The organism is Streptomyces barringtoniae, assembly GCF_020819595.1.
Classification (GTDB): Bacteria; Actinomycetota; Actinomycetes; order Streptomycetales; family Streptomycetaceae; genus Streptomyces; species Streptomyces barringtoniae.
The window spans coordinates 35,871-47,843 of sequence record NZ_JAJHNP010000023.1; the positions used below are offsets into that span (position 1 = coordinate 35,871).

Here is an 11,973-nt window from a genome sequence, read left to right on the forward strand (position 1 = left end):
AGTGGCATGCTCACCGCCGACGCATTCCTGAACGTCGTTCATATGTATGAATATGAAGGGGCGGGTGGACATGAGCAGCACGCACCTCACGAGACGGACCCTGCTGGCCGCCGCCACGGCCGTGGCGCTCGGTGCGACCGCGGCGACCGCGGCGACGACAACGGCCGAGGCTGCGGCGCGGACGGGTGACGCGGCGGACGGGGCGGCGACCGGACAGGGTGAAGTCCCGTCCGTCTGGGGGGAGTTCGTCCGCTCTCCGTTCACCCACCCCCAGATTCCCTACGTCGGCCGCGCCGGTCACCGCGCCGGAGCCGACCGCTTCCCCCGCCCCCGTCACTTCGCCGACGTCACCGAGTACGGCGCCGTACCCGACGGCACCACCGACTGCGCCCCCGCGATCAACCGTGCCATCGCCGCCGCCGGAAGGGCCGGCGGTGGCACGGTCACCATCCCGCCCGGCACCTTCCGCATCGACGACCTGATCCGCATCGGCGACTCGGGCGTCGTCCTGCGCGGGGCCGGCAGCGGCCGTACGACGCTGTACGCGACGAAGTCCCTCACCGAGCTGATCGGCGTCTACGGCTCCCGCTACGGCGGCGACAAGTCGGCGTGGTCCTGGGCCGGCGGGCTCATCTGGCTGGCGCCGAGGGCCCGTTGGGACTCCCTGGTGGCCGCGATCCGGTCCCGGGCCTGGCCCTTCGAGGGCTGGACCGGCAACAAGCGGGACGAGTGGGCGCCGCTGACGGCGGTGGAGCCGGCCCGGCGGGGCTCGTGGACGGTCACCGTCGCCGATCCGGAAGGGCTGCACCCCGGCCGCCTCGTCCTCCTCCGCCTCGCCGACGACCCCGCGCACACCCTCCTGCAGCACATGGCGGGCGGCGGCCCGGGACCGGCGGCGTACTACTGGGACGACAAGACCAAGCTGCTGTCGTACGTCCCCTACGAGTGGCCGGTGCGCGTCGCCCGCGTCCGTGGCCGCCGGATCACCCTCGAACGTCCCCTCCCGCTCGACGTACGCCCGGAGTGGAACCCGCAACTGACCACCCACGTCCCCGAGTTGACCGGTGCGGGGGTCGAGGGGCTCACCCTGCGGGCGGTCGAGACCCCGCAGTCCCCGCACCTGCTCGACAAGGGCTACAACGGTGTGGTCCTGCAGTGCGCGTACGACTGCTGGGTGGACGACGTCACGGTGTCCGACGTGGACAACGGCTTCGGCCTCGTCGCCGCCTCCGCCTGCACCCTGCGCCGCACCCGGGTGGCCGGCCGCGGCTCGCACCACCCGTACTTCTGCCGAGAGGGCTCCCACGACAACCTGATCGAGGACTTCACCATCGAACAGCGCACGGTCCCGGCCCCGCCGAACACCCAGCTCCACGGCATCAACGTCGAAGGACTCTCCTCCCACAACGTCTGGTCGCGCGGCGAGATGCAGATGGGCACCTTCGACAGCCACCGCGGCCTGCCCTTCGCCGACGTCCGCACGGACATCACGGTGAACAACAACGGCCGCCACGGCGGGGACGCCAGCGCGGGCCCGCTCTTCGGCGCCCGGTTCACCCACTGGAACATCAGGGTCACCAACGGCCGCGCGGGCCTGATGAAGATCGACGGCCTGGCCCCGTACTCGGCGACCGTCGGCCTCGGCACGGTGACCGAGTTCGACCAGATCGACGTCCCCGACTTCGCCGGCGACCTGCACTCCCGCCTGGAGCTCTACGGCACGACGGACGCCGTACGCCCGCGCAATCTGTACGAGGCTCAGCGCGAGCTGCTGCGATAGCGCCCGGGGGGCACCCCGACCAGCTTCTTGAAGTGCCGGGTGAGATGGGCCTGGTCGTAGAACCCGGCGGCCGAGGCCACCTCGCCCGGCGCCAGCCCGTCCAGCAGCAGCCGCCGCGCCTGCCCGACCCGGCGCGACATCAGGTACCGGTGCGGGGCGATGCCGTACGCGCCGCTGAACGCCCGCACCAGATGGGCGGGATGGGCGTGCAGCAGGCGCGCCGCCTCCTCCAGCGAGAGACCGTCGACGACCCGGGCGTCGAGCAGTTCCCGCAGCGAACGGGCGAGCACGGGATCTGGGCGGGGTGCCGGGCCGTCCGTCCGCCGCAGATGGCCGCGCAACCGCTCCCCGACGAGGGTCAGCCTGCTCTCCGCCTCCAGTTCGTCGCCGGGCCGCGCGAGGGCGGAGTGCAGCTGCCCGACGCGCAGCCGCAGCACCGGATCGCGCAGATCGGGCGTGTCGACGGCCCGCCCGATGAGATCCTCGCCGAGCCGGCTGCTGTCGAGGTAGACCACGCGTTTGCGGAAGCCGTCCGGGGTGGCCGGGGAGCCGTTGTGCGGCACGTGCGGCGGGAGCAGCGTGACGGTGTCGTGCGGGGTGCCGTGTTCGTGCCGCTCCAGGTCGTACCGTACGGCGCCGTCGTCCACGATGAGCAGCGTCCAGGCGTCGTGGACGTGCATCGGGTAGGCGTACTCGGTGAAGTGGGCGTGGAAGACCTCGGTGACGCCCGGCACACGGGGACGCCACGCGCTGACTTCCTGGCGGGCGGCCATGCAAACAACGTACAAGACGGCGTCGTACGGCAGTCGGCAGTCTCGTTCCATGAGCGCTGAACCCATCCGTTTCGACACGAAGATCGCCGTGCTGCTGCGCGAGGACCTGGAGCCCTGGCAGCGGCTCAACGTCACCGCGTTCCTGGTCAGCGGCCTGGGCGCGACGGTCCCCGAGGTGATCGGCGAGCCCTACGAGGACGCGGACGGGGTGTCGTACCTGCCCATGTTCCGCCAGCCGGTGCTGGTCTTCGAGGGCTCGAAGGAGACCCTGAAGGCGGCCCACGGCAGGGCACTGGACCGCGCCCTGCCCCGGGCCGTCTTCACCTCGGACCTGTTCGCCACGGGCAACGACCGGGACAACCGCGCGGCGGTCCGCGCCGTCCCGGCGGCGGAGCTGGACCTGGTGGGGCTGGCGGTGTACGGCCCCCGCAACGGAGTGGACAAGGTCCTCAAGGACGCACGGATGCACCCCTGAGGCTCCTGGTCACGGTCGGTCGAACATGCCGGGCCGGTAGTCGCCGGCGGGCTGCTGGACGATGACGTTGACGCGGTTGTAGGCGTTGATCAGGGCGATCAGCGCGACGATCGCGGCCAGCTGGTCCTCGTCGTAGTGCTTGGCGGCGTTCGCCCAGACCTCGTCCGGGACGCCGCCGGCCGCGTCGGCGATGCGGGTGCCCTGCTCCGTCAGCTCCAGCGCGGCCCGCTCGGCCTCGCTGAACACCTTGGCCTCCCGCCAGGTCGCGACCAGATGCAGCCGCTGCGCCGTCTCCCCGGCGGCGGTGGCGTCCTTGGTGTGCATGTCGGTGCACATCGCGCACCCGTTGATCTGGCTGGCCCGGATCTTCACCAGCTCCTGCGTCGCGGCGGGCAGGGCGGAGTCCGAGACGATCTTCCCCGCCGAGTTGATGTGCTTGAAGAACTTGCCGGTGACCGGGTTGGTGAAGAGGTTCAGACGAGCGTCCATGGTGTCCTCCCGTGTGGTCTGCGCGTGGTTTCCGATGGCTGCACCTCACTGACGCATCGCTCCGGGGAGATGTGACGGGGCCGAGTGTGACCTGGGTCACCGGCTGGGCGGGGTGGGCTCGCCCCGGCGCCTGCCGGGAGCCCGGCCCGGGGGCCGATTTCATCCGTGAACCGAATCTGCACAGCGCGTCCGCAACCGTGGGTCTGGCGGATTCCGTTGGTGTGGACTTGTCCTGGTCGGCGCGGACATGGCAAGAGCTGTGCCCCGCCTGTACGGCGCCGCATGTGGAGGAACTGGCCCCAACGCGTGACCGTACCCGCACGGATGAGTCACCTGCCGGAGCCAACTGGACCGGAGGGAGCGGTGGTTGACTGGATGCCCGGCAGGCTCCGTGGTTTGATCGCTCGCACCGCCGGGATTGCGCCAGGTGTCCTGAAAGGGATGGCGCACGCCTGCGGCCGCGGCCCGCCGTCTGTCCCCAGGGGGGCCGCTTCCCCTTGTGGACCACCATGCGAAGGGCAGTTTCACCATGAACGCCGCTCCCCAGATCCAGACTCTCGAGATCACCGACGCCGAGCTCGACACCGTCTCCGGTGGCCTGAGCCCCGAGGCCAGCCTCACCGCCGACTCCACCACCCTGAGCAGCGCCGACGCGCTGTCCCAGCTCGGCGCCGTCCAGGGCCAGGTGCTGGGCGCCCTCGGCCAGCCCCACCAGATCGGCGTCAACCTCGCCTTCTGAGAGTTCTGAGCGCTCCGATCGTTCCGATCGCTGCACGAGCCCCCTGCCGGTGGAGAACTCCCGGTGGGGGGCTCGGTCATATCCCGGCGTCTCCCCGGCCGGGGGCTCCGACACGGTCGGCGCCATGTGCGCCGCCTGTTCGAGTGCTTGTGTGCACGACACCGCATCTCGCACCGGGGCCGGCGGCATACCTGTGGCGACCGCAAACCGACCGAAGGAGACGCTTATGCGTGCACGTACCGTGCTGGCCGCCATCGCTCTGGCCGGAACCGTTCTGCTCGGAGGCGCGGCCCAGGCCCTCGCCGACGACAACGACGACATGGGGAACGTCGGAGGGACGAGCAGCGTCGGAGGTGATTTCGGGAACACCTCCCACGGCTCGTCCGATCCCGGCCAGGGCATGTCTCCCGGCCAGGGCTCGTCCGGTTTCGGCAAGGTCGGATCCATTTTCGATCGGACCGACGGCAGCTGACGGCGGCGTCGTGCCCCACTTCCCGCCCCGTCCTGTGATGTTCTCGGCGCGGGGCGGGGAGTGGCCGGGTTTCGGCAGGGGACGACTCTCTCAGGCGGTACGGACCTCGGGCCCGGTGTCCGCCCGCGGGGACGTCATCGCCGGGCTCTCCTTCGGCAGCCCCCGCATGAGCACCCCGTACCCCGCCCCCGCGACCGTCCCCACCACCGCGCACATTCCCCACAGCCACTCCGCGCCCCAGCGGTCGATCACCGCGCCGGACATCAGCGGGGCGACCAGCGCGGCGACGGACCAGGACAGCGTGTACACGCCCTGGTAGCGGCCGCGCCCGTGCACGGGGGACAGCCGGACCACGAGTCCGGTCTGGGTCGGGGCGTTGACGATCTCGGCGAGGGTCCAGACGCACACGGTGACCATGAAGACGCCGACCGAGCCGGCGAAGGCCGTGAGCCCGAAGCCGTAGCCGGCGAGCAGCGAGGAGACGACCAGCAGGGTGCGCGGGTCGCGGTGCTCGATGAACCGGGTGACCGGGATCTGCAGGGCGACGATCAGGATGCCGTTGACGGCGATGGCGACGCCGTAGTCGGCGGGCGAGAACCCGGCCCGCCCCATGGCCACCGGCAGTCCCACGGACCCCTGCTGGAAGACGAGGGCGACCAGGAAGGACAGCCCGACGACGGCCATGTACCGCCCGTCCCGCAGCACGGTGCCGAGACCGACGGCGCCGTCCTTCTCCTTCACGTGTGCCGTCGGCCGGGACTCCGGCACCTTGAGGAAGACGACGAGCGCGCAGGCCAGGGTCATCCCGGCCTCGATGAGGAAGCCGGCGAGATAGCTGAACTCGGCGATGAACCCGGCGGCCATGGAGGAGACGGCGAACCCGAGGTTGATGGCCCAGTAGTTGAGGGAGAAGGCCCGCACCCGGTCCTCGGGCCGGACGATGTCGGCCATCATCGCCTGTACGGCGGGCCGCGAGGCGTTGGAGGCCATGCCGACGAGGAAGGCGACCGCGGCGATGGCGACGGGGCCCGTCATGAAGCCGAGCACCGCGACGGAGACGGCCGTGGCCGACTGGGCGATGAGCAGGGTCGGCCGCCTGCCGAGCCGGTCGGCCATCACCCCGCCGCCCAGCGAGGAGACGACGCCGCCCAGCCCGTGCAGCGAGGCGACGAGACCGGCGTAGGAGGCGGAGTAGCCGCGGTCGAGGGTGAGGTAGAGGGCCATGAAGGTGGCCACGAAGGCGCCGAGCCGGTTGACGAGGGTGCTGGTCCACAGCCACCAGAACTCACGGGGTAGCCCGGAGACGCTCTCCCGGGCGGCACGTCGGAGACGGGTGGCGAACATGACAAGACCCCCAGTGGTAAGTGGCTCGCGCGGCAAGCACAACTTACAGACGGGGATCTTCCGCCGGCCACTCAATTAACAGATGCCGTGGGCGGTCCACCCACCGGTCGGCCGGGACGGTGCTCCGAACGCGTGGATTACGCTCTGACTCATGGCCGACGCACCGTACAAGCTGATCCTCCTCCGCCACGGCGAGAGCGAGTGGAACGCGAAGAACCTGTTCACCGGCTGGGTGGACGTCAACCTCAACGAGAAGGGCGAGAAGGAGGCAGTCCGCGGTGGCGAGCTCCTGAAGGACGCCGACCTCCTCCCCGACGTGGTCCACACGTCCCTCCAGAAGCGCGCGATCCGCACGGCCCAGCTGGCCCTCGAGGCCGCGGACCGCCACTGGATCCCGGTCCACCGCAGCTGGCGCCTGAACGAACGCCACTACGGCGCCCTCCAGGGCAAGGACAAGGCGGCCACGCTGGCCGAGTTCGGCGAGGAGCAGTTCATGCTCTGGCGCCGCTCGTACGACACCCCGCCGCCCCCGCTCGCGGACGACTCGGAGTTCTCCCAGTTCGACGACCCGCGCTACGCCACGCTCCCGCCCGAGCTGCGCCCGAAGACGGAGTGCCTGAAGGACGTCGTCCACCGGATGCTTCCGTACTGGTTCGACGACATCGTCCCCGACCTCCTGGCCGGCCGCACGGTCCTGGTCGCGGCCCACGGCAACTCGCTGCGCGCCCTGGTCAAGCACCTGGACGGCATCTCCGACGCCGACATCGCGGGCCTGAACATCCCGACGGGCATCCCGCTGTACTACGAGCTGGACGAGAACTTCAAGCCGGTCACCGCCGGCGGCAAGTACCTCGACCCCGAGGCGGCCGCAGCGGCGATCGAGGCGGTCAAGAACCAGGGCAAGAAGAAGTAGGTCACGTGATCCTGCCCCTGGTCTGCGTTTTCGACGCAGGCCAGGGGCATTTTCACGGCCTGGGCACTCTCAGTCGATGCAGAACTCGTTGCCCTCGATGTCCAGCATCGGGATGCACGCATCATTGCCGTCGTACAGCGTTCGCACATGTACGGCCCCGAGCGGGACCAGCCGCGCGCACTCGGCCTCGAGTGCGGCGAGGCGCTCTGCACCCACGAGTCCGGTGCCGACCCGCACGTCAAGGTGTACCCGGTTCTTGGCGGCCTTCCCTTCGGGGACGCGCTGGAAGTACAGTCGCGGACCCACGCCTGAGGGGTCGATGCAGGCGAACCACGCGTCCTGCTGCTCGGGTGGCTGCGAGCGCTTGAAATCGTCCCACGTGGCAAAACCCTCGGGCGGCGGCGGTACGACGTACCCCAGCACCTCGCACCAGAAGCGGGCGAGGCGCTCCGGTTCTGCGCAGTCGAAGGTGACCTGGAACTTCTTGATCGACGTCACCGGGCCACCGTATTGGCGCGTGCTCTTCAACGAAACCCCCCAGGGTGCCGGCCCCCTGCCTGCGGGTTCGTGTCGGCAGGGGTGCCGGTTGCCGGGCGGGTCGCCGGTTGGGGTCAGGACAGCTTCCATTCGCCGGTCTGGTCGGCCATTCCGGAGTCCATGGTGAACTGCACGGTGGCCGCCTTGGAGGTCTTGGGGACTTCGAAGACGAGCCACCCCAACGCCTTGGCGCCGGGCTTCAGCCTCACGTCGCTGGACATGGAGGGGCCCGCGGTGATGTCGGCGAAGGTGGTTTCGAACTGCTGGCCGTCGGCGTCGGTGATCTGGGCACCGTTGCCGGGGCTGTCGGTGTAGGTCGCGGTACCCGTGTTGACCAGCTTGAACTGGACGCCGACGAACCGCTTGCCGGAGTCGGGCGTGGTGAACTCGTCGCTGGACTTCGCCGGGTCGGCGACCTTGACGACGGTGACGTCGAGCTTGCTGCCGTCCTCCATGCCCTTGAGCGAGATGGTGTCGCCGGCCTTGGCGACATCGGGTGCGGCGGTCTTCTTGGCGGCCGGCTTCTTGCCGCCGGGCTTGCTCGCCGACGTCTTGGGCTTGTTCGTGACGGTGCCGCCGTCGCCGGATTTGCAGGCGGTGAGGCCGAGTGCGGCGATGCCGGCAGCGGCGACGGTGGCGACGATTCTGATGCGGGTGCGGTTGTACAAGATCCCCCCAGGGTTCTGTGGATTGCATGTGGAGGACCCGTGAAGGGCTTGCATGGTTGCACGCCACATCGAAAAAAGTTCGGGGCTTGGAGCAACCCGGTAGGTGCATTCGTCGTCCGGGGTGTGCATGCGCACCGCTGCCCGGGCCTGAGGCTGGGCTCAGGTCCGGGCAGGGCTCTGGAGGTGCTGCTCAGCCACCGTTGCCGGCGCCTCCGTTGTCCGCGCCTCCGTTGTCGGCGCCTCCGTTGTCGGCGCCACCGTTGTTCGCGCCACCGTTGTCGGCGCCGCCGGTGTTCGCGCCTCCGTTGTCGGCGCCACCGGTCTCAGCGCCACCGGTGTTCGCGCCACCGGTCTCAGCGCCACCGGTGTTCGCGCCGCCGGTGTCCGGTGCGCTGGGCGCTCCGGTGTCCGTGGCTCCGCCGGTCTCCGTCGCTGAGGGCGCTCCGGTGTCCGTGGCTCCGCCGGTCTCCGTCGCTGAGGGCGCACCGGTGTCCGTCGCGCTGGGCGCTCCGGTGTCCGTGGCGCCGCCGGTCGGCGACTCGGTGCCCGTTGGGCTGGTGGTCGCCCCACCGGTGGTCTCCCCGGTGGTCGGCGTACCGGTGGTCGGCGTGCCGGAGCCCGAGGTGGGGCTCGTGGTGGGGCTCGTGGTGGGGCTGGTGGTGGGGCTGGTGGTGGGGCTGGTGGTGGGGCTGGTGGTGGGGCTGGTGGTGGGGCTCGTGGTGGGGCTCGACGATGGTGACGTGGAGCCTGTCTTGGGTGAACTCGAGTTCGGTTTCGGCGAGGTCGAGGACGGCGCCGGCGAGGTCGTGGTCGGCTTCGGCAGCGACGGAACGACGATGACCGTGGGCGGATTCTTCGGGGTGGGGACCTGCACGAGGACGATCACGAAGACGTAGCCGCCGTTGTGGTGCACACGCCGCTTCCTGACCTCGTAGCAGACGATTTTCTTCGGATTCTTGTGCGTCCGGTAGCACTTGATGACCTTGGCGGTGGGCGTGCGAGCGGGTGACTTCGACGTCGCACCTGCGTCCGTCGCCGAAATGCCCCAGGCGCCTGCCGCGAGGCAGGAGGAGGCCGTCACCGCGACACACATTTTCCTGAGTTTGTTGTCCATTTTCCCAAACCCTGGTTTCGGTTCACACGGGACGTACTCGAGGATCGCTGCCGTTCCGCGGAACAACCAGAGGCAGAACAACCCAGCCGGTGTGGGGAGAACTACCCCTCCTCGGCCGGTTCGACGGCCGCCATCCCCCGCCTCAGCGCGAGCCGCGTGAGGTCGGCCCGGCGGCGGTAACCGGTCTTGCTGCACAACCGGTCCAGATGGGAATGCACGGTGTGTTCGCTGATATTCAATTCAGCGGCGATTTCCCGGTCGGTGGCACCGTTCGCGACGAGTTGCAGAATCTGCTGCTCCCGGTCGGTGATACGCGGTGGATTCCTGTGAACGTCGAGGTCGCCGAAAAAGCTGGTCGAGAAATAGCTGCGGCCAGAGGCGACGGTACGCAGCGCGGTCAGCAGTTCTTCCTCCCTCGCCCACTGACTCACATACCCCCGGGCCCCGGCCTCGAGGAGCAGCACGAGGTCGGTCTGCGTCGCGGCGGCCGACAGCACGACCACCCGGCGGCCCTTCTCGTGCAGCCGGACCACCTGGTCGCAGATCTCCCGGACGGGGACCCGCAGATTGAGCAGGACCACCTCCGCCTCGCCGACCTCGTGCGGCGGTGCGCCGTTGGTGCCCGCCCCGAGCAGCCGCCGCAGCTCCGGCGCACTGTCGACGACGCGGATCAGACCGTGCAGAAGGAGCGGGCAGTCGGAGACGACCGCCACACACGTCGGTTCTCGGCTCATCCAGGTCCCCGTGGTCAGGGGGCCGGCCACGGGCGGACGCCGGCTGGGCAACCGGGTGGCAGGCCACGGTCATCCCAGCATCCAGGGCCGGAACCGCCCTCGCCCGCCGGACTGACCCAACCGGAGGCCCGTACCGGGTGAGTTCTCACAGGGGTGGGAACCCGGTGTGTGAAGCAGTCGGTCCAGGGGTGGCGGACGGGATACTGGTGGATCATGTGTGCTGACGGCGCGCCGCGACGGGGGTGATGATCATGGCGCCCGAGCGGTCGGACGGACCGGCCGGTGGTGGTGTGCCGCCGGACGGCAGGGTACGGCTGTGGGTCAGGGAGACGCTGGCCGCCGCCGCGCGGGGCATCGATGACCCGCAGGCGGTACCGGGCGCCCTGTGCGAGGCGTGCGTACGGCTGCTGCCCATCAGCGGTTCCTCCGTGTCGATCTCCGGCGGGAAGGGCGTACGCGTCACCTGGTGCGCCAGTGACCGGGTCGCCGCCCGGCTCGCCGAGCTGCAGTACACCGTGGGCGACGGACCGTGTCAGACCGCTCTCGACCAGGGCGCCCCCGTCGTCGCGGCCGACCTCGGCGACGGCCGCGACGCCCGCCGCTGGCCGATCTTCGCGCACGAGGCCGTGGCCCTCGGCGTCCGCGCCGTCTTCTCGTTGCCGCTCGGCGTCAGCGGTGCCGCCATCGGCACCCTCGACCTGTACAGCGAACGCCCCGGTGGGCTGACCGCGCAGGACATGCGGACCGCGCTGTGGGTCCGGGACGCGGTCACCTACGCGCTGATGAGCCTGCAGGCGGTCGGCCACGACATCGCCGAAGCGGGCACGGAGGACGAGGTAGCGTCCTGGGTGACGGCCTCCGAGGCCGACCACACCGAGGTCTACCAGGCGGTCGGCATGGTGATGGTGCAGCTGGACCTGGACCCCGAACAGGCCCTGGACCGGCTGCGGGCCCGCGCGTACGCCGAGGGCCGTACGGTCAGCCAGCTGGCCCGCGAGGTCCTGGCCCGCAAGCTCCGCTTCCAGAACGAGGCGGAGGCGGACGACGCCGGTGGCCGGAGGGACTACGCCGGCGAGGACGGGCGTGACGGCGGGGACGAGGGAAGGACGGTGAACGGTGATGGGCCGTGAACAACAGCTCGCCGAGGCGCTCGTCGGGCTGGCCGACTCCCTGGCCGACGACATCGATCCGGTGATGCTGGTCGAGCGCCTGGCACGCACCTGCATCGACATCACCGGAGCCGACGCGGTCGGCGTCCTGGTCGTCTCCGGCCGCGGCGATCTGCGCAGCCTGGCGGTCACCGACGAGGAAGCGGAGGCGCTGGAGTTCTTCCAGCTCCAGGCCGACGAGGGGCCCTGCCTGGACAGCTTCCGCGAGTGCCGCCGGGTCGACGCCCCGGACCTGGAGCACAGCGGCGACCGCTGGCCGCACGTCGCCCCCTTCGCCGTACGGTGCGGATACCACTCCCTGCACGCGCTGCCCCTGCGCGTCCACCAGCAGACCGTCGGCGCCGTCAACCTCCTGCTGCGCCGGCCGGGCGGTCTGCCCCCGCTGGAGCTGGGGCTGGCCCAAGCGCTCACCGACGTCACGGCCGTCGCGCTGGTCAACTGGCGCCCGGAGCGGCTGCGCCCCACCGACGTCAGCAGCCGCGTCCAGGCCGCCCTCGCCGCCAAGGCCGCCGTCGACATGGCCACGGGGATGCTCGCCGAGGCCGGTGAACTCTCCCCGGCCGAGGCCCGCGCGGCCCTGCGCGCCTACGCCGACGGCCGCCGCCACCGCCTGGTGGACACCGCGCACGCCCTGGTCCAGCGGGTCCTGACTGCCGACGCCGTCCTCGACGCAGAGCCAGAGACAGAGGCAGAGGGGACAGAGGCAGAGGCCGAGACGGAGACCCGGAGGGCTGACGCCCCCTCGCCGTGAGACTTACGCTGGAGA

General features: G+C 70.6%; 14 protein-coding genes. 8 read left to right on the top strand and 6 right to left on the bottom strand.

Annotation, left to right across the window (positions count from 1 at the left end):
• The first annotated feature begins 70 nt into the window (after positions 1–70).
• Complete coding sequence (locus LMU33_RS32945; protein ID WP_228624446.1) at positions 71–1,780, top strand: glycosyl hydrolase family 28-related protein; 1,710 nt, start codon at positions 71–73, stop codon at positions 1,778–1,780.
• On the opposite strand, the gene LMU33_RS32950 is transcribed toward LMU33_RS32945, so the two are convergent.
• Entirely contained in the window at positions 1,759–2,553 is a 795-nt protein-coding gene (locus LMU33_RS32950) for a helix-turn-helix transcriptional regulator (protein WP_228624447.1), read from the bottom strand. The two genes, LMU33_RS32945 and LMU33_RS32950, sit on opposite strands and share 22 nt — an antisense overlap.
• Here LMU33_RS32950 and LMU33_RS32955 point away from each other — a divergent pair.
• On the top strand, positions 2,552–3,028 hold the full coding sequence (locus tag LMU33_RS32955; protein WP_372478093.1) for a DUF2000 family protein: 477 nt from the start codon (positions 2,552–2,554) through the stop codon (positions 3,026–3,028). The genes LMU33_RS32950 and LMU33_RS32955 overlap by 2 nt on opposite strands.
• A gap of 9 nt (positions 3,029–3,037) precedes the next feature.
• Here the strand turns inward: LMU33_RS32955 and LMU33_RS32960 are convergent, their stop codons facing one another.
• Positions 3,038–3,517, bottom strand: a complete 480-nt coding sequence (locus LMU33_RS32960) for a carboxymuconolactone decarboxylase family protein (RefSeq protein WP_228624449.1) — start codon at positions 3,515–3,517, stop codon at positions 3,038–3,040.
• A gap of 529 nt (positions 3,518–4,046) precedes the next feature.
• On the opposite strand from LMU33_RS32960, the gene LMU33_RS32965 reads away from it, so the two are divergent.
• Together LMU33_RS32965 and LMU33_RS32970 are read left to right on the top strand one after the other, a co-directional pair.
• Positions 4,047–4,256 carry a hypothetical protein gene (locus LMU33_RS32965; RefSeq protein ID WP_228624450.1) on the top strand — a complete coding sequence of 70 codons (210 nt, stop codon included), beginning with the start codon at positions 4,047–4,049 and terminating at the stop codon, positions 4,254–4,256.
• 226 nt (positions 4,257–4,482) lie between these two features.
• The gene (locus tag LMU33_RS32970; RefSeq protein ID WP_228624451.1) at positions 4,483–4,728 is read left to right on the top strand and encodes a hypothetical protein; all 246 of its coding nucleotides are present in this window, start codon (positions 4,483–4,485) and stop codon (positions 4,726–4,728) included.
• A gap of 90 nt (positions 4,729–4,818) precedes the next feature.
• On the opposite strand, the gene LMU33_RS32975 is transcribed toward LMU33_RS32970, so the two are convergent.
• Positions 4,819–6,072, bottom strand: a complete 1,254-nt coding sequence (locus LMU33_RS32975) for an MDR family MFS transporter (protein WP_228624452.1) — start codon at positions 6,070–6,072, stop codon at positions 4,819–4,821.
• A 151-nt stretch (positions 6,073–6,223) separates the two neighbouring features.
• On the opposite strand from LMU33_RS32975, the gene LMU33_RS32980 reads away from it, so the two are divergent.
• Complete coding sequence (locus tag LMU33_RS32980) at positions 6,224–6,985, top strand: phosphoglyceromutase (protein WP_228624453.1); 762 nt, start codon at positions 6,224–6,226, stop codon at positions 6,983–6,985.
• A 69-nt stretch (positions 6,986–7,054) separates the two neighbouring features.
• Here LMU33_RS32980 and LMU33_RS32985 read toward each other — a convergent pair whose 3' ends face one another.
• Together LMU33_RS32985 and LMU33_RS32990 are read right to left on the bottom strand one after the other, a co-directional pair.
• On the bottom strand, positions 7,055–7,483 hold the full coding sequence (locus LMU33_RS32985; RefSeq protein WP_228624454.1) for a VOC family protein: 429 nt from the start codon (positions 7,481–7,483) through the stop codon (positions 7,055–7,057).
• 113 nt (positions 7,484–7,596) lie between these two features.
• Positions 7,597–8,190, bottom strand: coding sequence for a DUF4352 domain-containing protein (locus tag LMU33_RS32990; protein ID WP_228624455.1), 594 nt, complete (start codon positions 8,188–8,190; stop codon positions 7,597–7,599).
• A 446-nt stretch (positions 8,191–8,636) separates the two neighbouring features.
• Between LMU33_RS32990 and LMU33_RS32995 the strand changes: the two genes are divergently transcribed.
• Positions 8,637–9,086 (top strand): hypothetical protein, encoded by a 450-nt coding sequence (locus LMU33_RS32995; protein WP_228624456.1) that lies wholly within the window; start codon positions 8,637–8,639, stop codon positions 9,084–9,086.
• Positions 9,087–9,405: 319 nt separating this feature from the next.
• Here LMU33_RS32995 and LMU33_RS33000 read toward each other — a convergent pair whose 3' ends face one another.
• On the bottom strand, positions 9,406–10,017 hold the full coding sequence (locus tag LMU33_RS33000; protein ID WP_228624457.1) for a LuxR C-terminal-related transcriptional regulator: 612 nt from the start codon (positions 10,015–10,017) through the stop codon (positions 9,406–9,408).
• A gap of 272 nt (positions 10,018–10,289) precedes the next feature.
• Between LMU33_RS33000 and LMU33_RS33005 the strand changes: the two genes are divergently transcribed.
• Together LMU33_RS33005 and LMU33_RS33010 are read left to right on the top strand one after the other, a co-directional pair.
• On the top strand, positions 10,290–11,168 hold the full coding sequence (locus LMU33_RS33005) for a GAF and ANTAR domain-containing protein (RefSeq protein ID WP_228624458.1): 879 nt from the start codon (positions 10,290–10,292) through the stop codon (positions 11,166–11,168).
• Complete coding sequence (locus LMU33_RS33010; protein ID WP_228624459.1) at positions 11,158–11,958, top strand: GAF domain-containing protein; 801 nt, start codon at positions 11,158–11,160, stop codon at positions 11,956–11,958. Before LMU33_RS33005 ends, LMU33_RS33010 begins: the two co-directional genes overlap by 11 nt.
• The last annotated feature ends 15 nt before the right edge of the window (positions 11,959–11,973 follow it).